This window comes from Dankookia sp. GCM10030260 (assembly GCF_042666655.1).
GTDB lineage: Bacteria > Pseudomonadota > Alphaproteobacteria > Acetobacterales > Acetobacteraceae > Paracraurococcus.
Genome location: NZ_JBHTDE010000001.1, coordinates 297,915 through 320,926, shown reverse-complemented (window position 1 = coordinate 320,926; position 23,012 = coordinate 297,915). Strand labels below are relative to the sequence as shown.

21 protein-coding genes are annotated in these 23,012 nt (G+C 70.2%); 13 read left to right on the top strand and 8 right to left on the bottom strand.

Annotation, left to right across the window (positions count from 1 at the left end):
* From ACFQS7_RS01570 to ACFQS7_RS01520, 11 genes are all read left to right on the top strand, one after another.
* A complete protein-coding gene (locus ACFQS7_RS01570; RefSeq protein ID WP_380065263.1) occupies positions 1–228 on the top strand; it encodes a ribbon-helix-helix domain-containing protein in 228 nt (75 codons plus the stop codon).
* A 141-nt stretch (positions 229–369) separates the two neighbouring features.
* On the top strand, positions 370–1,446 hold the full coding sequence (gene rutA / locus ACFQS7_RS01565; RefSeq protein WP_380065262.1) for a pyrimidine utilization protein A: 1,077 nt from the start codon (positions 370–372) through the stop codon (positions 1,444–1,446).
* A gap of 5 nt (positions 1,447–1,451) precedes the next feature.
* On the top strand, positions 1,452–2,555 hold the full coding sequence (locus ACFQS7_RS01560) for an ABC transporter ATP-binding protein (RefSeq protein WP_380065261.1): 1,104 nt from the start codon (positions 1,452–1,454) through the stop codon (positions 2,553–2,555).
* On the top strand, positions 2,552–3,418 hold the full coding sequence (locus ACFQS7_RS01555; protein ID WP_380065260.1) for an ABC transporter permease: 867 nt from the start codon (positions 2,552–2,554) through the stop codon (positions 3,416–3,418). The genes ACFQS7_RS01560 and ACFQS7_RS01555 overlap by 4 nt, the downstream gene beginning before the upstream one ends.
* A 1-nt stretch (position 3,419) precedes the next feature.
* Positions 3,420–4,283, top strand: a complete 864-nt coding sequence (locus tag ACFQS7_RS01550; protein ID WP_380065259.1) for an ABC transporter permease — start codon at positions 3,420–3,422, stop codon at positions 4,281–4,283.
* Positions 4,284–4,305: 22 nt separating this feature from the next.
* A complete protein-coding gene (locus ACFQS7_RS01545) occupies positions 4,306–5,460 on the top strand; it encodes a PotD/PotF family extracellular solute-binding protein (protein ID WP_380065258.1) in 1,155 nt (384 codons plus the stop codon).
* A gap of 68 nt (positions 5,461–5,528) precedes the next feature.
* Positions 5,529–6,200, top strand: a complete 672-nt coding sequence (locus ACFQS7_RS01540) for an isochorismatase family protein (protein ID WP_380065257.1) — start codon at positions 5,529–5,531, stop codon at positions 6,198–6,200.
* A 12-nt stretch (positions 6,201–6,212) separates the two neighbouring features.
* Positions 6,213–7,502: an amidase gene (locus ACFQS7_RS01535; protein ID WP_380065256.1), complete on the top strand. Its 1,290-nt coding sequence runs from the start codon at positions 6,213–6,215 to the stop codon at positions 7,500–7,502.
* A 264-nt stretch (positions 7,503–7,766) separates the two neighbouring features.
* Positions 7,767–9,566 carry an FAD-dependent oxidoreductase gene (locus tag ACFQS7_RS01530; RefSeq protein ID WP_380065255.1) on the top strand — a complete coding sequence of 600 codons (1,800 nt, stop codon included), beginning with the start codon at positions 7,767–7,769 and terminating at the stop codon, positions 9,564–9,566.
* Positions 9,551–11,407 carry a 2-oxoacid:acceptor oxidoreductase subunit alpha gene (locus ACFQS7_RS01525; RefSeq protein WP_380065254.1) on the top strand — a complete coding sequence of 619 codons (1,857 nt, stop codon included), beginning with the start codon at positions 9,551–9,553 and terminating at the stop codon, positions 11,405–11,407. Before ACFQS7_RS01530 ends, ACFQS7_RS01525 begins: the two co-directional genes overlap by 16 nt.
* Complete coding sequence (locus tag ACFQS7_RS01520; RefSeq protein ID WP_380065253.1) at positions 11,404–12,459, top strand: 2-oxoacid:ferredoxin oxidoreductase subunit beta; 1,056 nt, start codon at positions 11,404–11,406, stop codon at positions 12,457–12,459. Before ACFQS7_RS01525 ends, ACFQS7_RS01520 begins: the two co-directional genes overlap by 4 nt.
* A 26-nt stretch (positions 12,460–12,485) precedes the next feature.
* Here the strand turns inward: ACFQS7_RS01520 and ACFQS7_RS01515 are convergent, their stop codons facing one another.
* The 7 genes from ACFQS7_RS01515 to ACFQS7_RS01485 all read right to left on the bottom strand — a co-directional run bounded on the left by ACFQS7_RS01515 (position 12,486) and on the right by ACFQS7_RS01485 (position 19,267).
* Positions 12,486–13,574 (bottom strand): hypothetical protein, encoded by a 1,089-nt coding sequence (locus ACFQS7_RS01515; RefSeq protein ID WP_380065252.1) that lies wholly within the window; start codon positions 13,572–13,574, stop codon positions 12,486–12,488.
* 92 nt (positions 13,575–13,666) lie between these two features.
* Positions 13,667–13,870: a hypothetical protein gene (locus tag ACFQS7_RS01510; RefSeq protein ID WP_380065251.1), complete on the bottom strand. Its 204-nt coding sequence runs from the start codon at positions 13,868–13,870 to the stop codon at positions 13,667–13,669.
* 5 nt (positions 13,871–13,875) lie between these two features.
* Positions 13,876–14,691, bottom strand: coding sequence for a sterol desaturase family protein (locus ACFQS7_RS01505; protein WP_380065250.1), 816 nt, complete (start codon positions 14,689–14,691; stop codon positions 13,876–13,878).
* A 55-nt stretch (positions 14,692–14,746) separates the two neighbouring features.
* A complete protein-coding gene (locus tag ACFQS7_RS01500) occupies positions 14,747–15,430 on the bottom strand; it encodes a GntR family transcriptional regulator (RefSeq protein ID WP_380065249.1) in 684 nt (227 codons plus the stop codon).
* Positions 15,431–15,635: 205 nt separating this feature from the next.
* Complete coding sequence (locus tag ACFQS7_RS01495; protein WP_380065248.1) at positions 15,636–15,929, bottom strand: DUF6166 domain-containing protein; 294 nt, start codon at positions 15,927–15,929, stop codon at positions 15,636–15,638.
* Positions 15,926–17,035: a Zn-dependent alcohol dehydrogenase gene (locus ACFQS7_RS01490; protein WP_380065247.1), complete on the bottom strand. Its 1,110-nt coding sequence runs from the start codon at positions 17,033–17,035 to the stop codon at positions 15,926–15,928. The genes ACFQS7_RS01495 and ACFQS7_RS01490 overlap by 4 nt, the downstream gene beginning before the upstream one ends.
* 69 nt (positions 17,036–17,104) lie before the next feature.
* A complete protein-coding gene (locus tag ACFQS7_RS01485; protein WP_380065246.1) occupies positions 17,105–19,267 on the bottom strand; it encodes an acetate--CoA ligase family protein in 2,163 nt (720 codons plus the stop codon).
* Between the two features lie 134 nt (positions 19,268–19,401).
* On the opposite strand from ACFQS7_RS01485, the gene ACFQS7_RS01480 reads away from it, so the two are divergent.
* Entirely contained in the window at positions 19,402–20,661 is a 1,260-nt protein-coding gene (locus ACFQS7_RS01480) for an alpha/beta fold hydrolase (protein WP_380065245.1), read from the top strand.
* 82 nt (positions 20,662–20,743) lie between these two features.
* The gene (locus ACFQS7_RS01475; RefSeq protein ID WP_380065244.1) at positions 20,744–22,381 is read left to right on the top strand and encodes a flavin-containing monooxygenase; all 1,638 of its coding nucleotides are present in this window, start codon (positions 20,744–20,746) and stop codon (positions 22,379–22,381) included.
* A 4-nt stretch (positions 22,382–22,385) separates the two neighbouring features.
* Here the strand turns inward: ACFQS7_RS01475 and ACFQS7_RS01470 are convergent, their stop codons facing one another.
* Entirely contained in the window at positions 22,386–22,949 is a 564-nt protein-coding gene (locus ACFQS7_RS01470) for an NUDIX hydrolase (RefSeq protein ID WP_380065243.1), read from the bottom strand.
* Positions 22,950–23,012 lie beyond the last annotated feature (63 nt).

Below are 23,012 nucleotides of genomic sequence, written 5' to 3'. Positions count from 1 at the left end.
GTGGCGGCGGCCCGGCATCTGCGGAAGCGCAGCTTCCAGTTGGCGGGCCACCGCACCTCCGTCGCGCTGGAACCCGAATTCTGGACGGTGCTGGACGCCGCGGCGCGGCGGCAGGGACTGAGCCTCGCGGCGCTGGTCACGGCGATCGACACCACGCGCGAAGCGGCAGCGCATCCGCTCGCCAGCGCGTTGCGGTTGCACGCGCTGGCGGAGGCAAGCCGCCGCTGATCTGGAAGACTGATTATTATCGCGCCACACCCTGCATTCAAAGCGCGGAAATAAAGCATTAAAAATGGCTTGCCGTACAACTGCCTATGTGGTGTTCAATTGCTGCGCTGCGCAAGGACGTGGCGTGGAGCAGGAGCCCCCATGCAGATCGGCGTCTTCATCCCCATCGGCAACAACGGCTGGCTGATCTCCACGACGTCGCCGCAATACAAGCCGAGCTTCGACCTGAACCGCGCGGTGACCCAGGCGGCGGAGCGCTACGGCTTCGATTTCGCCCTGTCGATGATCAAGCTGCGCGGCTTCGGCGGACCGAGCCGCTACTGGGACTACAACCTGGAAAGCTTCACCCTGATGGCCGGCCTCGCCGCCGTCACCACGCGGATCAAGCTCTTCGCCTCGGTCGCCGTGCTGTCGATCCCGCCGGCGCTGATCGCCCGCATGGCGGTGACCTGCGACAGCATCAGCCATGGCCGCTTCGGGGTGAACATCGTCTCCGGCTGGCAGAAGGCCGAATACACCCAGATGGGGCTCTGGCCGGGCGAGGAGCATTTCGCCCGCCGCTACGAGTACTGCGAGGAATACGTCACCGTCATGCGCGACCTCTGGTCGACCGGGGTGTCGAACCACCAGGGCCCCTATTTCAGGATGCACGACTGCCGGCTGGACCCGCAGCCGGAGGCACCGATCGAGATCATCGCCGCCGGCCAGTCCAACCGCGGCATGCGCTTCGCCGCCGAACATGCCGACTACAACTTCCTGTCGGGCGGCGGCATCAACACGCCGCAGTCGTTGGCCCCGCATGTGGAACGCCTGCGCGCGGCGACCGCCGCATCGGGCCGCAGATGCGGCGCGCTCGCGCTGACCATGATCATCGCCGACGAGACCGACGCGCTGGCGATGAAGAAGTGGGAACACTACGTCGCCGGCACCGACCTGGAAGCACTGGCCTGGCGCGACGGGCAGGCGGCGCAGGATGTGCAGGCCGAGGCGCATTCGACCGTCGGCCGCATGGTGCGGTCCGACCGGGTGCCGACCAACATGCTCCGCCTCATCGGGTCGTATGAGACGGTGGCGCGACTGCTGGATGAATGCGCCGAAATCGACGGCCTGCAGGGCGTCATGCTGACCTTCGACGATTTCCTCATTGGCATCGAGCAATTCGGCACCCGCATCCAGCCCTTGATGAAGAGCCGGGCCAACCTCTCCATCGCGGCCTGACCGCGATGGAACGCCTGCCGCAGCTCGACCTCGAGATCCGCGGCCTGCGGAAGCGCTACGGCGGCTTCACCGCGGTGGACGACGTCTCCCTGCAGGTCGGCCAGGGGCAGTTCGTCTGCCTGCTCGGCCCCTCCGGCTGCGGCAAGACCACCACGCTGCGTTGCGTCGCCGGGCTGGAAGACCCCGACGACGGCGACATCCTGATCGGCGGGCGGGAGGTGACGCGCGACCCGCCCTGGCAGCGCGACATCGCCATGATGTTCCAGGATTTCGCGCTGTTCCCGCACATGACGATCGCCAGGCAGGTCGGCTTCGGGCTGGAGATGCAGAAGCAGCCCAAGGCGGTGATCGCCCAGCGGGTGCGGGAGGTGCTGGCGGCCTTCGAGATCACCGCGCTGGCCGACCGCAAGCCGGCCAGCCTGTCCGGCGGCCAGCGGCAGCGCGTGGCATTGGCCCGCGCCATGATCACCGAGCCGCGCATCCTGCTGCTGGACGAGCCGATCGGCGCGCTGGACTACGCGTTGCGCGAGACGGTGATGATCGAGCTGAAGCAGCTGCAGCGCCGCACCGGCATCTCCTTCATCTGGGTCACGCACGACCAGAACGAGGCCTTCTCGCTGGGCGACCTCGTGGTGGTGATGAACCATGCGCGGATCGAGCAGCAGGGCCCGCCGGAGGCGATCCTGCAGCGCCCGCGCACGCCCTTCGTCGCCGGCTTCGTCCAGGGCAACAACGTCTTCCACGGCACGCTCGCCGGACAGCGGGACGGCATGGCGCGGATCGAGACGAAGCTCGGCGCCTTCCTGGTCCCCGCCCCGGCGCCGCGCGCAACGGGCGCGCCCGCATCCTTCTCCATCCGCGCCGAGCGCATGGGCCAGGCGCGCGCCCAGGACAGCCGGATCGAGGCGCGCTGCGTCACGGTGGAGTATTTCGGCTCGATCCGCCGCTATATCCTGGAACGCGGGGATGGCGAGGTGCTCAAGCTCGACCAGTTCGGCGCCGAGCCGGGCTGGCTGCAGGCCGGCGAGACGGCGACCATCGGCTGGGACAGTGCCGATGCCGTGCTGCACGACGACCCCGCCGCCGCGCGCGTGCTGCAGCCGGCATGAGCACCATCCGGCCCCGGTCCGCTGCCGCCTACTGGCTCGCGCTGCCGGCGGCCTTGTGGATGCTGGCGGCGGTGGTGGTGCCGGTGGGCATGATCGTCTGGGTGTCCTTCTGGGGCGGCCGCGCCTTCTCCCCCGACAGCCCGCTGACCTTCGCCAACTACACGCGCTTCTTCTCGAACCAGACCTACCTGGCCCTGGTGGGCGAGACGCTGCGGCACGCCGCGACGATGATGGCGATCTGCGGCGTGCTCGGCTACTGCATCGCCTATTTCCTGGTGGTGAAGCTGCGCAGCCCCGCCTGGCGCACCGCGCTGTTCCTCGCCTTCGTCATCCCCTTCTGGACCAGCGCGCTGATCCGCGCGATCGCCTGGGTGCCCTTTCTCGGCGTGAATGGCGTGATCAACCAGGTGCTGCTGGCGCTGGGGCTGGCGGATAAGCCGGTGGAGGCCTTCCTCTATTCCCGCGCCGGGATCTCGATGGCGCAGGTCTCGCTCTACACGCTGATGGCGAGCGGCCCGGTGGTCTACATGCTGGCGCAGATCCCGCCCGCGCTGCGCGAAGCGGCGATGACCCTGAAGGCGCCGCCGATCACGGTGTTCCGCCGCGTCATCTTCCCGCTGACCCTGCCCGGCGTGGTGATCGGCCAGGTGCTGGTCTTCCTCAACGTCATGGCCGACTTCGCCACGGTGCAGACCATCGGCGGCAACAAGATCGCGCTGCTGCCCAACCTGGTGATGAATTTCTACGAAGGCTCGCAGATCCGCGCCGCCGCGGTGGTGGCGGTGCTGCTGATGCTCTGCATGCTGGCCGGCGTCGCCATCGCTATGCGCGTGGTCGACGTGCGGCGGCTGGGGACCAACTGAGATGGACGGGTCCGCCGGCATCCCCTGGGCCCCGGCGACCACGCGGCGCCGCCGCTTCGGCCACCGCGCCCGCTCGCGCATCACCGCCTGGGTGCTGGGCACGCTGACCGTCATCTTCCTGCTGTATCAGTGGCTGCCGATCTTCACGCTGTCCGTGCTGTCCTTCAGCGGCGAGAATGGCGGCACCACCTTCCCGATGAACGGCGTCTCGCTCCACTGGTACCGGGAGCTGTGGGAGGCCTCGGTCATGGGCGACTTCAAGCCGCCGCTCGGCCGGTCCTTCCTGCTGGCGGTGGCCTGCGCGGTGACCACTTGCTTGCTCTCGGTCGCCGCGGCGCAGGCGATGCGCGGGCGCTTCCGCGGCCACGACGCATTCTTCTACCTGATCCTGCTGGGCATCATGGCGCCGGGCCTGCTGGTCGGCTTCGGCTTCGCCCTGTTGTGCCGCATCCTGGGCATCGAGACGGCCTGGAACACCACCGCCTATCTCGTGCATGTCTCCTGGGCGCTGCCCTTCGGCTTCCTGACCATGCTGGCGATCTTCAACCGCTTCGACCCCAGGCTGGAGGAAGCGGCGCTGACCCTCGGCGCCAGCCGCTGGACCGCCTTCCGCCGCATCACCCTGCCCATCGTGCTGCCGGGGGTGATCGGCACGCTGCTCTTCGGCTTCTCGCTCTCATACGACGAATTCGCCCGCAGCATGTTCACCACGGGCGCCGACATCACCCTGCCGCTGGCGGTGATGGCGCAGCTCGATAGGCAACTGACGCCGGAGCTCTACGCCATCGGCACGGCGACCACCGCCGCCTCCCTGCTGGCGATCCTCGGCACCACCGCCACGCTCTGGCTGCTCCGCCGCCGCTGACCTGAGAAGGGAGACCGGGACCATGCCGATCCGCCGCCGCCACCTGCTGGGAGCCGCGGGCCTTGCCGCGCCCGGCCTGATCCTGCCCCCCGCCGTGGCGCAATCCCGCGCGCTGAACCTGGCCGGCGCCAGCTTCGACATGCGCGAGCCGATCCTGAAGGAATTCCAGAAGCGCAGCAGCGGCACGCCGCGCCCCTGGGTCAATCCCTCCACCCAGGCGCGGGTGGACCGGCTGCGCGTGGCACAGGTGGATTGCGTCACCATCGACGCGCCCTTCGCCGCCTTCGCCGCCGAGGAGAAGCTGATCCAGCCGATCGACACCAGGCGCCTCAAGCACTGGGACAGGCTGCACCCGCTGCTGCGCGAGGGCCGCGCTTCGGCCACCGCGCCGCTCGGCCTCGGCGCCAATCCGGGGAAGATGATGTACCTGGACGAAGGGCGCACCAGGACCAGCTTCGCGCCGATGTTCTTCCAGATGGATTCCATCGGCTACAACAGCAGGCATGTGCAGGCCGAGGACAACACGCTCTCCTGGGGCGAGCTGTTCAACCCGAAATACCGCGGCCGCGTCGCGCTCTTCGGCATCGACTGGCTCGGCATGCTGGATGCGGCGCTGGGGATGAAGGCGCTCGGCCTGCTGCCGCCGGAGACCGACCCGACCGGGCTGACCGACAAGGAGGTCGATACCGTCGTCCGTTTCCTCAAGGAGAAGAAGAAGGAAGGCCATTTCCGCGCGCTCTGGAAGGCCTATGGCGAGCTGGTCAACCTCATGGCCTCGGAGGAGGTCTGGATCGCCGATGCCTGGTGGCCGGTGGTGGTGGAGGTCGCCGGCAAGGGCATCCCCGTGCGCTATGCGGTCGCCCGGGAAGGCTATCGCGCCTGGTGCGTCGGCCAGGCGATCTCGGCGAACTGTCGCGATCTCGACCTGGCCTATGACTGGCTGAATTTCTGGATGGAGGGCTTCCCCGGGGCGCGGCAGTCGGAGATCGGCTATTTCTCCGCCGTCGACACCTATGGCCAGTACCTCGCGCCGGATCTGGTCAGGTCGGTCTATGGCGGCGAGGGCCGCGACGGCGGCTCGCTCGAGGAGCGTGCGGCCAAGGTCTATGTCTGGAACACCCGGCCGAAGAACCTGGAATACTACACCGAGAAATGGAACGAGTTCCTGGCGGCGTAGGAACGATCGTTCGAGGCTGGAAGCCGAAGAACGTGGATCGCCCGACCGGAGATGGAGGGACGCGGCCGATGATCGAAAGCCCGCTCACCGCGCGGCAGCTCTGGGCCGCGTTGCAGGCTGCCCCCCCACGACGGCGCTTCGGCTTCGGCCGGCGTGCCGCGCTGGTCAATGTCGACCTGCAGCGCGCCTATACCGACCTCGCCGCCTTCCCCGCCTCGGCCTACGAGACCGACCCGCGCCAGGCGGAACACGTCAACCGCCTCGCCGCGCTCTGCCGCGCCCGCGGCTTCCCCGTGGTCTGGACCCATGTCGCCTACCTGGCGGACGGCTCGGATTGCGGCGTCTGGGGGACGCGCAGCGACACGCCGGACAGCCTGCAGAACATCAAGGAAGGCTCGCCCCGTGCCGAGCTCGACCCGCGGCTGGAGGTCGCCGCGGGCGATGTCCGGCTTCGCAAGCGCATGGCCTCCGCCTTCTTCGAGACCAATCTGCGCTCCCTGCTGACCTTCCACGGCGTCGACACCATCGTGGTCACCGGCGGCTCGACCTCAGGCTGCGTCCGCGCCACGGCGGTGGAGGGCCTGTCCTGCGGCTTCCGCGTCGTCGTCCCGGTGGAATGCACCGCGGACCGGCACGAAGGCCCGCATTTCGCCAATCTCTACGACATGGCCGTGAAGTACGCGGATGTCCTGCCGGTGGAGGAGGTGCTCGCCGGCCTTGCCGCCATGCCCGCCGCCTGAGGAGGAAAGCCCATGGAACCCTGGCAACTCACTGCGTCGGCGGCGGCCGCGAGGCTGCGCGACGGCACGCTGACGGCGGAGGCGCTGACGCGGTCCTGCCTTGAGCGCATCGCCGAGCGCGAGCCCGTCACCAAGGCCTTCAGCTACATCGACCCGGTGCTGGCGCTGTCCAACGCCCGCAAGGTGGACAAGGCCTATGCCAAGGGCATCCTCCACGGCCTGCCCTTCGGCGTGAAGGACATGATCGACACCGCCGACATGCCGACCAGCCACAACTCGCCGATCTACGAGGGCCTGCGGCAGGGGCGCGACGCCGCCTGCGTGGCGGTGGCGCGCGGCGAGGGTGCGGTGATCCTCGGCAAGACGGATACCGTGGAATTCGCCGCCGGCGGCCGCCGTGCCCTCACCCGCAACCCGCACGACCCGGCGCGGACGCCGGGCGGCTCCTCCTCCGGCTCGGGCGCGGCCGTCGCCGACGGCATGCTGCCGTTGGCCTTCGGCACCCAGACCGGCGGCAGCCTGATCCGCCCGGCCTCCTTCAACGGCTGCTACGGGATGAAGCCGACGCATGGCGTGGTGAACTCCGAAGGCGCCAAGCGCTATTCCCATACGCTCGACACCATCGGTTGGTATGGCCGCGCGCCGGAGGACCTGCGGCTGGTGGCCGAGGCCTTCCGGCTCTTCGGCCTCGACATCCCGCTCGGCAAGCCGCTGCGGCAATTGCGCATCGGCCTTTGCCGCGGGCCGAACTGGGACGTTGCCGCGGCGGAATCGCAAGCCGCCCTGCTGCTGGCCGGCCAGCGCCTGGACGCCGCCGGCGTGGCGGTGGAGGCGCTGGAACTTCCCGCCCCGTTCCGGGACATCACCGAGGCGCAGCGCATCATCCTGCTCGGCGAGGGCCGCGGCGCCTTCCTGGGCGAATACCTGGCCGCCCACGGCCTCCTGCACCAGGACTTCCGCGAGCGGGTGGAGAATTTTGCCGGCATCACCCCGGCGGCCCAGGTCGCCGCCTACGACCTGGCCGGCGAATGCCGCAAGCTGTTCGACGGGCTCTTCCCCGGCCTCGACGCCGTGCTGACCCCGGCGGCGAAGGGCGAGGCGCCGGTCGGCCGGCAGGATACCGGCGACCCGGTCTTCAACAGCATGTGGACCCTGCTGCACGTGCCCTGCATCGGCATCCCTTGCACCACCGGGCCGAACGGCATGCCGGTCGGCGTGCAGATCGTCGGCCCGCGCTTCGGCGATGCGGCGCTGCTGGACGTGGCGGCGCTGGTCGCGCCGGTGATCGATCCCGCACGCTGACGTGTAAGCGCGGCGCCTCGCGCGCCCCCACGCCGCGGCCCATCATCCGGCAGCCGTCCCTGCCGAATGCCGGCGATCGCGTCCGTTCAGCCAATGGGCGGGTCGTTGCGTGATTTTCGGTTGTGGGGCAAGCTTCGACCACCCGAAAGGGTGTGGGAGGAACGTAACGCCATTCGGGGTCACCTGGTCCGTCCTGGGCCAGGCACCCAAGCTGCGGCTTACGTCCACGCTGCAAACGATCCCCGTAATGAGGGAAGATTCCGCTTGAAGCCGACCGACATCCGCGATCCGGACTACTTCCACAAGGTCGTCGATTGCCAGTGGGCCTGCCCCGCCCACACCCCGGTCCCCGAATACATTCGGATGATCGCCGCGGGACGGTACAGCGACGCCTACATGGTCAACTGGCACTCCAACGTCTTCCCCGGGATCCTCGGCCGCACCTGCGACCGGCCCTGCGAGCCTGCCTGCCGCCGCAGCCGGGTGGAGGACGAGCCGGTGGCGATCTGCCGGCTGAAGCGCGTGGCGGCCGACAACAAGGCCGATATCCGCGGCCGGCTGACCCCCATCCCGGCCGTCGGCAACGGCAAGCGGGTCGCCTGCATCGGCGCCGGCCCGTCCAGCCTGACCGTCGCCCGCGACCTCGCCCCGCTGGGCTACGAGGTGCATGTCTATGACGGGGAGCAGCAGGGCGGCGGCTTCATCCGCAGCCAGATCCCCCGCTTCCGCCTGCCCTCCGAGGTGATCGACGAGGAGGTCGGCTACATCACCGACCGCGGCGGCGTCACCACCCATTACGGCCAGCGGGTCGAAAGCCTGAAGGGGCTGCTGGCCGAGGGCTACGACGCGGTCTTCGTCGGCTCCGGCGCCCCGCGCGGGCGGGACCTCGACGTGCCCGGCCGGGCCGAGGCGGCGGCCAACATCCATATCGGCATCGACTGGCTCTCCTCGGTCTCCTTCGGCCATATCAAGGAGGTGGGGAAGCGCGTCATCGTCCTCGGCGGCGGCAACACGGCGATGGATTGCTGCCGTTCCGCCCGCCGCCTCGGCGGCGAGCAGGTCTCGGTCGTCGTCCGCTCCGGCTTCGAGGAGATGAAGGCCTCCCCCTGGGAGAAGGAGGATGCGCTGCGCGAGGGCATCCCGATCCGCAACTTCCTGGTGCCCAAGGAAGTGCTGCACCAGGATGGCCGGCTGACCGGCATGGTCTTCGGCAAGGTGCGCGCCGAATACGACGCCCGCGGCCGCCGCCAGCTGGTCCCGTCCGGCGAGCCGGACGAGGTGATCGAGGCCGACGAGGTGCTGGTGGCGATCGGCCAGGAGAATTCCTTCCCCTGGATCGAGCGCGACATCGGGCTGGAATTCGACAAGTGGGGCCTGCCGCAACTGAATGCGGAGACCCACCAGTCCACCATCCCGAACGTCTTCTTCGGCGGCGATGCCGCCTTCGGCCCGAAGAACATCATCTGGGCCGTCGCGCATGGCCATGCCGCCGCGATCTCGATCGACCTGTTCTGCCGCGGGGAGGACGTGGCGCAGCGCCCGCCGCCGGAGACCGCGCTCATCAGCCAGAAGATGGGCATCCACGAATGGAGCTATGACAACGACGTCTCGCTCGACCTGCGGTTCAAGGTGCCGCATGCCGAGGACGAGACGGCGCTGCGCGACATCACGCTGGAGGTCGAGCTCGGCTACGACCGCGAGATGGCCTTCAAGGAGGCCGAGCGCTGCCTGAACTGCGACGTGCAGACCGTGTTCAGCGCCAGCCTCTGCATCGAATGCGACGCCTGCGTCGACATCTGCCCGGTCGACTGCATCACCTTCACCCCGGATGGGGAGGAGGCCGAGCTGCGCGGCCGGCTGAAGGCGCCGGCGCAGAACCTGACCCAGGATCTCTATGTCCAGGACGGGCTGAAGACCGGCCGCGTCATGGTCAAGGACGAGGATGTCTGCCTGCATTGCGGCATGTGCGCCGAGCGCTGTCCGACCGGCGCCTGGGACATGCAGAAATTCCTGCTGGAAGCCGCCAAGGCCACGACGAGGGTGCACGCATGCGCAGCGGAGTAGGGTCTTCCCCGGGGGCGACGAACGACTTCGTCGTCAAATTCGCCAATGTCAACGGCTCCGGCTCGGCCAGCGCCAACCAGCTGTTCGCCAAGTCGATCCTGCGCATGGGCATTCCCATCGCCTCGCGCAACATCTTCCCCAGCAACATCCAGGGCCTGCCGACCTGGTTCGAGGTGCGGGTGAGCGGCGAGGGCCATCTGGGCCGGCGCGGCGGCGTGGATCTCATGGTCGCCATGAACCCGCAGACCTGGGACCGCGACATCGCCGAGATCGATCCCGGTGGCTACCTGGTCTATGACAGCACGCGGCCGATGCCGGCGTCGCGCTTCCGCAGCGACATCAACGTCATCGGCGTGCCGCTGACGCAGATCTGCAACGCCGCCTTCACCGATGCGCGGCAGCGCCAGCTGCTGAAGAACATCATGTATGTCGGAGCGCTCTCCGCCCTGCTGAACATCGAGCCGCCGGTGGTCGAGCAGCTGCTGGCCGAGCAGTACAAGGGCAAGGAGAAGCTGGCCAAGCCGAACCGCGACGCCTTCCACATGGGCCGCGACTGGGCGCTGAAGAACCTCGACTGCCCGCTCGGCCTGACCCTGGAACGGTCGGACGCGGTCGGCGACCGCATCTATGTCGAAGGCAATGCCGCGGCTGCGCTCGGCGCGGTCTATGGCGGCGCGACGGTCTGCGCCTGGTACCCGATCACGCCCTCCACCTCGCTGGCCGAGGCCTTCGAGCGCCAGTGCAAGCGCTTCCGCACCGAGCCGGAGACGGGGAAGAAGCGCTACGCCATCGTGCAGGCGGAGGACGAGCTCGCCTCGATCGGCATCGTCATCGGCGCCGCCTGGAACGGCGCCCGGGCCTTCACCGCGACCTCCGGCCCGGGGATCTCCCTGATGCAGGAATTCGTCGGCCTGGCCTATTTCGCCGAGATCCCGGCCGTCATCTTCGATGTCCAGCGGGCCGGGCCCAGCACCGGCATGCCGACCCGCACCCAGCAATCGGACGTGCTGTCGGCCGCCTATGCCAGCCATGGCGACACCAAGCAGGTCGTGCTGCTGCCGGAAGACCCGCGCGAATGCTTCGACTTCGGCGCCAGCGCCTTCGACCTGGCTGATAGGCTGCAGACCCCGGTCTTCGTGCTGCTCGACCTCGACATCGGCATGAACGACTGGCTCTGCGAGCCCTTCGCCTGGGACGACACGAAGCAGCTCGACCGCGGCAAGGTGATGACCGCCGAGGAGCTGGAGGCCGGCCGCACCTTCGGCCGCTACCTCGATGCCGACGGCGACGGCATCCCCTTCCGCACCTATCCCGGCACCCATCCGCAGAAGGGCGCCTTCTTCACCCGCGGCACCTCGCGCGACCGCTTCGCCAAGTACACCGAGGTCGGCAGCGCCTATGTCGACAACATGGAACGGCTGCTGCGGAAATTCGACACGGCGAAGCAGATCGTCCCCCACCCGGTCGAGCGCCGCGCCGCCGAGCCGACCCGCACCGGGGTGATCTACTACGGCAGTTCCTCGGCGGCGATGAAGGAAGCGCTGGGGCAGCTGGAGGCCGACGGCATCCACCTCGATGCGCTCCGCATCCGCGCCTTCCCCTTCCATGACGACGTGCTGGACTTCATCGCCCGGCACGACAAGGTCTTCGTGGTCGAGCAGAACCGCGACGCCCAGCTGCGCACCCTGATCATGACGGAGGGCAATGTCGATGCCTCCCGCCTGATCCCTGTCCTCCACTACGACGGCACGCCGATCACCGCGCGCTTCATCCGGGCGGCCATCGCCGACCGCGCCGCGGCGCTGAAGGTCGTGCCCTTTGCCGGAGCCGCCGCGGAATGAGCTTCCTCCCCAAGCCCAAGCTGCACCACCCGAAGCTGCCGGTGAACGCGCTTGGCTTCACCCGCCGCGACTACGAGGGCGCGATCAGCACGCTCTGTGCCGGCTGCGGCCATGACAGCATCTCGGCCGCGATCATCCAGGCCTGCTTCGAACTGGACATCGAGCCGCACCGCGTCGCCAAGATGTCCGGCATCGGCTGTTCGTCGAAGACGCCGGACTATTTCCTCGGCGCCAGCCACGGGTTCAATTCCGTGCACGGCCGGATGCCGAGCGTGCTGACCGGCGCCAACCTGGCGAACCGGGAGCTGACCTATCTCGGCGTCTCCGGCGATGGTGATTCCGCCTCGATCGGCTTCGGCCAGTTCGCGCACAGCATCCGCCGCGCCGTGAACATGACCTACATCGTCGAGAACAACGGGGTCTACGGCCTGACCAAGGGCCAGTTCTCCGCCACCTCCGACAAGGGCTCCAAGGCCAAGAAGGGCGCCATCAACAACGACGAGCCGATCGACCTGGTCGGCATCGCGCTGCAGCTCGGCGCCACCTTCGTCGCCCGCAGCTTCTCCGGCGACAAGACCCAGCTGGTGCCGCTGATCAAGGCGGCGCTGCGCCACCCCGGGCCGGCCTTCATCGACTGCATCAGCCCCTGCGTCGCCTTCAACAACCACGAAGGCTCGACCAAGAGCTACGACTTCGTCCGCGAGCACAACGAGGCGATGAACCAGCTCGACGTCATCCTCGGCCGCGACCCGATCAGTGCCGAATACGCACCTGGAGAGATGCGGGAGGTGACGCAGCACGACGGCAGCATCCTCCGCCTGCGCAAGCTGCACGAGGAGTACGACCCGACCGACCGCGTCGCCGCCATGCACCACCTGCACGAACGCAAGGCGGCCGGCGAGATCGTCACCGGCCTGCTCTACATCGACCCGGACCCCGAGGACCTGCACGACCACCTCGACACCGTCGCCCTGCCGCTGAACCGGCTGGACGACGCGTCGCTGGTGCCGGGCTCGACGGCGCTCGCCAAGGTCAACGCCGCGCTGCGCTGACCCGGCCGGGGGAGCCGCCGCCTCCCTTAGCGCCGCGTGGCGCAGCCGTTGCGCACATGCGCCTGTTCGGCTGGCGACAGCGGCAATCCCTGCTGGAAGCGGAACACCGCCTGGGTGCAGGCGCGGTCGATGCGCTCGGGTGGCCGCGCGGCGCGCTGCACCGGCGCCTTGGGGGCTTCCGGCGGCAGCGGCAGGCCGAGCGAGGCGACTTCCATCGGCTCGCCGGTATCGGCACCGGTGGTGGCCTCGGCCATGGCGGGCGGCTCCGGCTCGGCCGCGGGCGGCAGCGGCGTCACCATGGCCACCGGCGGCGGCGCGGGTGGCACGACGACCGGTTCCACCGACCGCGGGGCGATGGCGGCCACCACGGGGACTGGTGCGGCGGCCTCGCGCACCGGCTCCGGTTGCGCCAATACCGGCTGTGGCGCCGCCGCCGGCGGCAGGGCTGCCAAGTTGACCAGCGGCGCGGCGACCGGCGCGGGCGGCTCATCCGAAAGCAGCAGCACCCCGCTCGCCAGCCCCACCGCGAAGGTCGCCACGAAACCCAGCACCAGGCCGAGCCGCCCCTGCCAGGGCCGCCGCCCGACGGGGTCGGGCCCGTCGTCATCCGGATCGTCCAGCAGGGCGGCCACCGGCATCGCGCGCGCCCCGCGTGGCGCGCCGGGCACGTCCCAGGCGCCATCCTCGGCCAGCGCGTCCCGGGCGGCGGCGATCCAGGCGCCCTTGCCCGGCACGGTCAGCGGCGGCAACTCGGAAAACCCCTCGGCCATGATGCCGGGCAGCGACCGCCAGGCGGCCAGCTCGATCCGCCCGTGCCAGACCGGCAGGTAGCCGGGGAAGGCCGGCCAGAAATTCGCCGCCCCCAAAGCCCGGCGCAGCCGCGCCTCGGCATTCGGCGTGGCATCGGGTGCCACGTCGACCAGCGCCACCCCGGTGGTCGGATGCGCCAGCGCCCAGCAGCCGGTTGGATAGCCGACCGGGCCGGCCGTGCCGGTGCGGCAGCGGCCCAGCATCGCCCAGCCTTCCGGCAGCGCCCCGAGCAGGCCGGATGCGGCATCCTCGGCCGCGGCGGTCGGCCAGGCCCCGGTGGGGTGCAGTCCCGTTCCTTGGTTCACTATGGGCTCCCCGTTTCCCGTCCCTGTGCTTTAGGGAACGAAACCGCGAAGCGGGGGTTGCAATCTCGTGATGGTGGGCCTTTCCACGTCGATTACAGATCGGCGCGCCAAATCCACAACCCGGTTAGCGCACCCACCACGGCACCACTCACCAAAGACGCGAAATATCCAAGCCCGAGATCGCGCGCCAAGGCCTGCCACAGCACGAAGACGCCGATTGCCACGGCGATCCCGCCGATCAGCGAGGCCCGCGACGTCTTGATACCGCCGCCATCGAGCGGCGTGAGCGCGGCCATCGCCGCTATTCCGCCGCGACCGCTTGCGGCCGCGGCAGGCCGGCGCGCGGATCGTCCAGCGTGTGCCGTACCCGCTTGAGGTCGCCGCGCACGAAGCGTGCGTCATACCCGTTCAGCAGATGCCCGAGCAGCCCGCGCTTCAGGTCGCTGGTGCCGAAGAACCAGTCGGCGATCGGGTAGGTCAGGTTGAAATTCCGCTCCATCATGATGGCCGTGTTGTGGTGCGCGGCATGGTGGCGGCGGATGGTGTTGATGAAGGGGACGTGGCGGACCAGCCGGTCGTCCTTCACATGGCAGCAGAAGTGGAAGAATTCGTAGTTCAGGTACAGTGCCGTGTTGGTCATCAGCAGCAGCCAGCCGGCATCCGGGAAGCCCAGCCCCTGCAGCAGCAGGGCCGGCACCAGCGACATCGCCAGGAAGGTGATCAGCGCATAGGGCGGGAAGAAGACGATGCGGAAGTCCCGCGCATCGTCGATGGTGTACTCGTTCTCGGTGAAGAACTGGTGGTGCGCCAGGGTGTGCCGCTTGTAGATCCCCATCAGCCCCTTCAGCGGCCGATGCATGACATACTTGTGGATCCACCACTCGAAGACATTGGCGCCGAGGAAGGCCGCCGGCACCACAAGCCATTCATACCAGGCGGGGGCGCCGAGCTGCCGCGCGCAATACCAGATCGCCGCGCCGCCGATGGCGTAGATCAGCGCGACATGCGCCCAGCCATGGTACAGCCGGCCGATCCTGGCACGGAAATCCGCCCGGAAGGCCTGCTGCCGGCGGGACAGGCGTTCGCGCTTGAGTGCCGCCGTCGCGGTGCCGTCCATGGCGCATCTCCCCGGGAAGCCTGACGGCTGATATATCAGCGCGCTGCGCGCAGGGTCAAGGTTGGGCCAGCGTACGCCTGGTGAAGGCTTCGATGAAGTCGACCAGCGCGTCGGAGGCCGCAGCGGCGCGCGCCGCATCGCCCTCGGCGATGGCCCGCGCCAGGGCCGCATGGACGGCGGCCGAGGCCTCGAGCCCGGTCGCCTGGCGCCAGTGCAGGAACCAGAAGCGGCGCGACAGGCCGTGCATCAGCGCCATGGTCGCGGTGGCGAATTCGTTCCTCGCCGCCTCCAGCACCAACAGGTTCAGCGCCCGGTCGAGCCGGAGGAAGCCGGTCTCGTCGCCTTCGGCGGCGACCTGCTCCATCCCCGCCGCGATCTCGCGGAACCGCGCCCGCTGCGCCGCATCGGCGCGCCGGGCCGCGGTCCGGGCGACCAGCCGTTCGATCTCCCGCCGCACCTCCAGCAGGCGCAGCTGCTCCCCCACATCCACCGCGGCGACGACGATGCCGCGCCGCGGCAGGATGCGCACCAGCCGTTCCCGCGCCAGGCGCTGCAGCGCTTCCCGCACCGGGGTCCGGCCGAAGCCAAGCTTCGTCGCCAGCTGCGCTTCGCTCACCACCTTGCCCGGCGCGACATCGAGCGTGACGATGGCTTCCTCGATCGCGCGGTAGGCCTGCTCGGTCAGCGTCGCGTCGGCGTCCGCCACGGGGCGGCGGCGAACAGGTGTGGTGTCAGGCATGCTGCGGCTTCCACGGGAGAGTTCGATTTGTGTACCCGTCATGGATTGACAGGCGACGGGCCATGCGACACCTTTGCCGGGCGGGAGATATATCACGCCCGCCAGAAAATGCCGAGTTTGGGGAGGTAGGTGGCGGGCTGCGCAAGCGGGGTCTGACGGGGAATTCTGTTCCCGTACCGCCGGCATGTGCAGTCCGTTCGTCCCCTCAGCGCTGGTTCGCCAGCGCCGCGTCGATCTCCTCGGTCGTCAGCACCCAGGCATTGTCCAGGTCCGCCACGACGTCGCGCATGAAGCCTTCGGTCAGCGCCAGCGCGCGCACCGGGTCGCCGAGATGGTCACACAGCAACGCCAGCGCCAGTTGCCGCGGCCCGTCGCCCTCATAGGTCCACTCGAACCCCATCGGCGAGAAGCTCCGCACCTCGAAACGCGGGTCGAGCGGTTCGCCGTCCACCGTCACCTGCGCCCCGGCCAGGCCGCGGCCACCCTCGTAGATCTTCATGCGAACATCACCACGCTGCGGATCGCCGCGCCCCGCTTCAGCGCGGCGAAGCCCTCGTTGACCTGGTCCAGCGATATCCGCTCGGTGATCAGGCTGTCGAGGTCCAGCCTGCCGTCCAGCCAGGCCCGTGCCATCGCCGGGAAATCCTCCGCCGGACGGGCGCCGCCATAGCTGCTGCGGGTGATGCGCTTCTCCTGCATCAGCGCGCCCCAGCGGAAGGCCACCTCCTCCTGCACCCCCACCTTGCCGAGCCAGACCACCTGGCCGCCGGCCCGCACCGCCTCGACGCTGGTGCGGAAGCCGGCGGGGACGCCGGCCGCCTCGATCACCACGTCGGCGCCGCGGCCGGCGGTCAGCGACCGCGCCAGCGCCGCCGGGTCCTCCGCCCTGGGGTCGCACAGCACCGCCGCGCCGGCGCGTTCCGCCATCGCCCGCCGCGCCGGGTTGGGATCCACCGCGATGACCCGCCCGGCGCCGGCCAGCCTGGCGCCCTGCACCGCGGCGAGGCCCACGGCACCGGTGCCGATCACCATCACCGTCATGCCCCACTCGATCCGCGCGACATGCGTCGCCCCGCCGAAGCCGGTCATCACCGCGCAGCCGAGCAGGCAGGCGCGGTCCGGCGGGATGGCGGCGGGCACGCGGATCGCCTGCTGCGCCGGGACCACGACATATTCGGAGAAGCCGCCGAGATACATCAGCTGGTGCAGCGTCCCGCCATCGTCGCAGGCCAGCCGCGGGCGGCCGTCGAAATGCAGCGCCTTCGGCCCGTTCGCCAGGAAGGGCTCGCAGAGGATCGGCTGGCCCCGCGCGCAGTGGAAGCACTGGCCGCAATGCGGGTTCCAGGACAGCACCACCGGGTCGCCAACCGTAAGCGAGGTGACGCCCTCCCCGACCGCGGCGACGTGCCCGGCGGTCTCGTGGCCGAGCACCGCCGGAAGCTGCAAGGCAAGCTGGCCCTCGATCACCTCGAGGTCGGTGTGGCAGAGCGAGGCCGCGGTGACCCGCACCAGCACGTCGCCAGGCTGCAAGGGGCCGATCGCGATGCGCTCGATCGCCATGGGGCGGCCAATCTCGCGCAGGACGGCGGCGCGGGCTTGCAGCATGATCCGCTCTCCAGGGAAGCAAGCAGCGGGTGGAGGTATCCACCCGCACCCTCCTCTATTTCTCCGGGTCTAGTCCGCGCACTTGATCAGGCCGTCGACCGCGAGGCAGCCCCAGTCGCCGGCGATCAACGGGTTCACCTCGGCTTCCTCGATGCGGCCGTCGGCGGCGGCCAGCAGCACCGAGAAAGCCGAGACGGCGGCGGCCACCGCCGCCACATCCGCCTTCGGCGCGCCACGGAAGCCGTCGAGCAGGGCGAATCCCTTCAGGCCGCGCAGCATCGCCTCGGCCCGCGCCGGGCTGACCGGGGCGATGTCGAGCGCCACGTCCTTCCACAGCTCCGCCTGCACGCCGCCGCTGCCGACCAGCACCATCGGGCCGAACTGCCCGTCCTGCCGCCCGCCGAGGATCAGCTCCACCCCCTTCCGCGACATCCGCTGCACCAGCACGCCGTCGATCCGCGCCGTCGGCGCATGGTGCTTGGCGGAGGCCGTGATCTCGGCGAAGGCCGACCGCACCGCGCCGGCATCGCCGAGGTTCAGCTTCACCCCGCCCACCTCGGTCTTGTGCGCGATGTCCGGGCTGTCGAGCTTGAGCACCACCGGGAAGCCGGTCGCCGCCGCCGCCTCGGCCGCGGCTTCCGCGGTCGTTGCCCGGCGTTCCTCCACCACCGGCACGCCGACCTTGGCGAAGAGCAGCTTCGCCTCCGCCTCGGTCAGTACCGCGCCGCCGCCGGGCAGCGCCGCCAGCGCCGCCTCCAGCCCGGCCGGCCGCGCCACCGCGGCATCCTCGCGCTCGGCGTAGTATTGCAGCCAGAGCCGGATCGCGTTCATCAGCCGCCGCATCGACCGGAACAGCGGCACCACCGGGGAGGCATCTGCGGCGATGGTACCGGGCGCCTCGAGCTGCTCCGGGATCCAGGCGACGATGATCGGCTTGCCGCCCTGCTCGGCCAGCTCGGCGATCTCCTTGATCCGCCCCGGCGTCGTCTGGAAATGCGAATAGACCTGCGGATAGACGATCACCCCGTATTGCGGGTCCGCCATCATCGCCAGGACGCATTTGCCGAAGCTGGCCGGATTGCCGGCCGCCTGGGCGGTCAGGTCGCAGGGGTTGCGCGCCGCGCCGAAATCCGGGATCGCCGCTTCCAGCACCGCCCGCGCCGCATCGCATGGCTGCGGCATGTCGAGCCCCAGCGCCTCGGCATGGTCGGCCGCCATGATGCCGGCGCCGCCCGAGGCGGTGACGATGGCGACGCCCGGCGCCTTGGGTTTGCCGGCCTTGGCGAACAGCGCCGCGGTCTCCAGCAGCGCGTCGAAATCCTCGACCTCGACCATCCCGGCGCGCTTGAAGGCGGCCGACCAGGCGAGCGCCGAGCCGGCGAGCGAGCCGGTATGCGAGGCCGCCGCCGCCGCCCCGGCAGCACCTCGGCCGAGCTTCAAGGCGACGATCGGCTTGCCCGCGCGGCGCGCCGCCTCGCCCAGCAGCAGCAGCCGGCGGCCGTCGCGCAGGCCCTCCACCGCCAGCGCCACCGCGCGGCATTCCGGCATCGACAGCTGGTAGGCCGCCAGGTCGCAGACATCGAGGTCGGTGGCATTGCCCGCCGTCGTCATGTGGCAGACCGAATAGCCGCGCTCCGCCGCCTGCATCAGCGCATAGCCCAGCGCGCCGGACTGCGAGGTGATCGCCACGCCGCCCGCCGGCGCGGTCATGCGGACATATTCCGGCATGAAGGTCACGCCGGCCTTCAGCACATGGTCGACGATGCCGAGGCAGTTGACGCCCACCAGCGGCAGCCCCGCCGCGCGGCAGCGGTCGCGCAGCCGCGCCTCCTCCGCCAAGCGGTCGGCCAGGCCGGTCTCCCCGTAGCCCGAGGCGAAGGCGATGATGCCGCCGGCCCCCTTGGCGATGCAGGCCTCGACCGCCGGCATCATCTGCTCCCGCGGCAGGGCGATCAGCACGCAGTCGGGGCTCTCTGGCAGCTCGTCCAGGCTGGCGTAGCAAAGCCGGCCGTGCAGCTCCTGGCCGGCATATTTGGGGTTCACGCCCCAGACCGGGCCGGCGAAATTCACCAGGTTGGTCACGGTCCGGCCGCCGAAGCGGGTGGCCTCGGCCGAGACGCCGATGACGGCGACGCTGCCCGGCGAGAGCAGGCGCCGCAGCGATGCGGGATCGCGCAGCGGTTCCGGTCCTGGCCTGCCGGACCCGTGCCCAGTGCTGCGTGGCTGCTGCAATCGCCCCTCCCACCCCCGCGCTTCGGCGCGGCGTTCTTTCCCAAAGCGTCAGCCTAGACGCGGTACCCCGGCGGTCAACCCGTTGCCGAAGGTCGGCGCCGGCGGCACATCTGCGGCAAAGCGGGAGGGACGCGATGCAGGACCAGGGCTGGCCGGTGGCGGATGCGCCGGGCTTCCTCGCCGCCTGGCAGGCCGCGACGGCGGGGGATGCGCGGCTGCGCCACGCCGCCCGGCATGCCGCGGTGCGCTTCCGCTTCGAGAGCGGCGGCGGCGTGGCCGACTTCGCCTTCGACGCCCCGCCGGGCGAGCCCGCCTTCACCCTCGCGGCGCCGGCCGCGGCCTGGGCCAAGGCGCTGCAGGCGGTCCCGCCGCGGCACCACCACAGCCTGTTTGCCATGCGCATGCGCGTGCCGGGCTTCGCCCTGCGCGGGGCGGAGCTGGCCTTCGTCCAACACTGCCACTTGGCCCGGCGGGTGCTGGAGATCGGCCGCTGGGTTGCCGCGGGACATGGCACGCCGGTGCCCGACAGCCTGCGCCCGGCCCTGGCCGAGCCCGAGCCGGCCGGGATCACCGGGCGATACCTGCCGGTGGTGGCGGACGGCACCGCCTACCGGATCCATGCCGAGCAGGCCGGCGAGGGCCTCGACCTGCTCTGCCTGCACACCGCCGGCGCCGACGGGCGGCAATTCCACCGGCTGATGGCCGACCGCGGCATCACCGACCAGTGGCGGCTGACCGCCTTCGACCTGCCCTGGCACGGCAAGTCCCCGCCCCCGCCCGGTGCGCTGCCCGGCGACTGGGCGCTGACCACGGACCGTTACGTCCAGCTCGTCATGGGCGTCATCGCCGCGGCCGGTCTGCGCCGGCCGGTGGTGCTCGGCGCCTCGATGTCCGGCGAGATCTGCCTGGAACTGGCCCTGCGCCACCCGGAGGCCTTCCGCGGCATCGTCGCCTGCGAGGCCAGCGACCATGTCGAGGGCCGCAAGACCCCCTGGGCCGACCACCCGCAGGTCAACCAGGCGATCTTCGTGCCGGAGTGGATCGAGGGGCTGATGGCGCCGCAGTCGCCGGCCGCCTGCGCCGCCGATGTCTGGTGGGGCTACAGCCAGGGCGGCCAGGCGACCTTCGCCCGCGACATCGACTTCTACTCGGGCGAATGGGATGCGCGGGACCGGGTGCACCGGATCGACACCGCCCGCTGCCCGCTCTTCATGCTGACCGGCGAATACGACTATTCCTGCACCGCCGAGCATTCCGCCGCGACCGCCGCCCGCATCCCCGGCGCCCATTTCGCCATGATGCCCGGCATCGGCCATTTCCCCTTCGCCGAGAACCCGCCGCTGTTCGCCCAGCACCTGCGGCCGATCCTCGATTCGCTGCGCGCCCGGCCGTAACGCCGGTTGACAGGCCGGCCCCTGTCATGCGCCGATATAGATAGCTAGCAATCAATGGCCCGAAGCGGCCCGGAGACCCGGAATGCCCGAGACCAAGACCCTGCCCGAGACGCTCGATGCGGTGATCGTCGGCGCCGGCTTCGGCGGGATGTACATGCTGCACCGTCTGCGCGGCCTGGGCCTGACTGCCCGCATCCTGGAACAGGCGGACGGCGTCGGCGGCACCTGGTACTGGAACCGCTACCCCGGCGCCCGCTGCGACGTCGAGAGCATGCAGTACAGCTTCTCCTTCGACGAGGGCCTGCAGCAGGAATGGCAGTGGTCCGAGCGCTTCGCCGCCCAGCCGGAGCTGCTGCGCTACGCCAACCACCTGGCCGACCGCTACGACCTGCGCCGCGACATCCATTTCGAGACCAGGGTCGCCAGCGCGAGATTCGACGAGGCCACGGAGCGCTGGACCGTCGCCACCGACAAGGGCGAAGTGGTCTCCGCCCGCCACTGCGTCATGGCGACGGGGTGCCTCTCGGCTGCCCGGCTGCCCGACATCAAGGGCATCGGCGACTTCCGGGGCGAGACCTACCACACCGGCTACTGGCCGCACGAGAAGGTGGATTTCACCGGCAAGCGCGTCGCCGTCATCGGCACCGGGTCTTCCGCCATCCAGGCCATCCCGGTGATCGCCGCCGAGGCCGCGCAGGTCACGGTGTTCCAGCGGACGCCCAATTTCTCCATCCCGTCCCGCAACGCGCCGATGGACGAGGCCTACGAGCGGTCCTGGAAGTCGGACTATGCGGCCAGGCGGCAGCAGGCGCGGATGATGCGGACCGGCATCCTCTATGCGATCAACCCGGCCTCGGCGCTCGAGGTCGACGCGGCGACGCGGACGGCGGAATACGAGCGCCGCTGGGCGAATGGCGGCACCGCCTTCATGGGCGCCTTCAGCGACCTGATTCTCAACAAGGCGTCGAACGACACCGCCGCCGAATTCGTCCGCGACAAGATCCGCGGCATCGTCAAGGACCCCGTGACCGCCGAGGCCCTGGCGCCGAAGGACCACCCGATCGGCACCAAGCGCATCTGCGTCGATACCAACTACTACGAGACCTACAACCGGCCGAACGTCGCCCTGGTCAACCTGCGCGAGACGCCGATCGAGACCATCACCGCCGGCGGCATCCGCACCAGCGCGCGGGAGTTCGACTTCGACGTCATCGTCTTCGCCACCGGCTTCGACGCGATGACCGGCGCGCTGCTGAAGATCGACTTCGAGGGCCGCGGCGGCCGGCGCCTCTCGGCCGAATGGGAGCACGGGCCGCGCAGCCAGCTCGGCCTGATGGTCGCCGGCTTCCCCAACCTGTTCATGATCACCGGGCCGGGCAGCCCCTCGGTGCTGTCCAACATGATCGTCTCGATCGAGCAGCACGTGGACTGGATCGCCGGCCTGCTCGGGCACCTGCAGGCGCGTGGTCTCACCTGCGTGGAGGCGACGGAGGAGGCCCAGGCCGAGTGGGTGCGGCACGGCATGGAGGTGGCGCAGAAGACGCTCTATCCCTCCGCCGCCTCCTGGTACATGGGCGCCAACATCCCCGGCAAGCCGCGCGTGTTCATGCCCTATATCGGCGGCGTCGGGGTATACCGCGAGACCTGCGACGCGGTCGCGGCGAAGGGCTACGAAGGCTTCCGGCTGGCCGGGCCCCGGGTGCGGGCCGCCGCCGAATAGCGGTTCAGAAGCGGATGCGCCCGGCGGCCTGCAGCGCCAGCAGCAGGCCGCCGAGTTGCACCGCATGGGCAAACATTCCGCGCACCACACCGGCGATCGCCTCGGCGACCGGCATGGTCAGCGTCTCCAGCTCCTCGCCGTCATCGCGGTCATGCGCACTGGTCGGCACCGCATCCTCGGCCAGCACGACATGGACGCGGTTGGTGTTGTGCGCCGGGTCGGACCAGAGCGAGCCGACCAGGCGCAGCCGCGCGGCGGCATAGCCGGTCTCCTCCTGCAGCTCGCGCGCCGCGGTGGTGCAAGGGTCGGCATCCTCCGGGTCCATCACCCCACCGGGCGGCTCCAGCACCCAGGCCTTGGCGCCCTGGCGCCATTGCCGCACCAGCACCAACCGGTCGTCCGGCGTCAGCGCCACCACCAGCACCCAATCCGCATAGTCCATCACCCAGTAGGGGTCGAGCACCGCGCCGGCGCCGGTCCGCACCGCCTCGGCATCCAGGTTGAGGTGGCGGTTGCGCACCACCTCCCGGCGCGAGAGGACCGTCCAGGGCCGCTCCGCCTCGGGCAACGGACCCGCAGGCCAGGATGCCCGGTCGCCGGATGCACGCCCTTCGGCCGAAGCAGCCTCGGG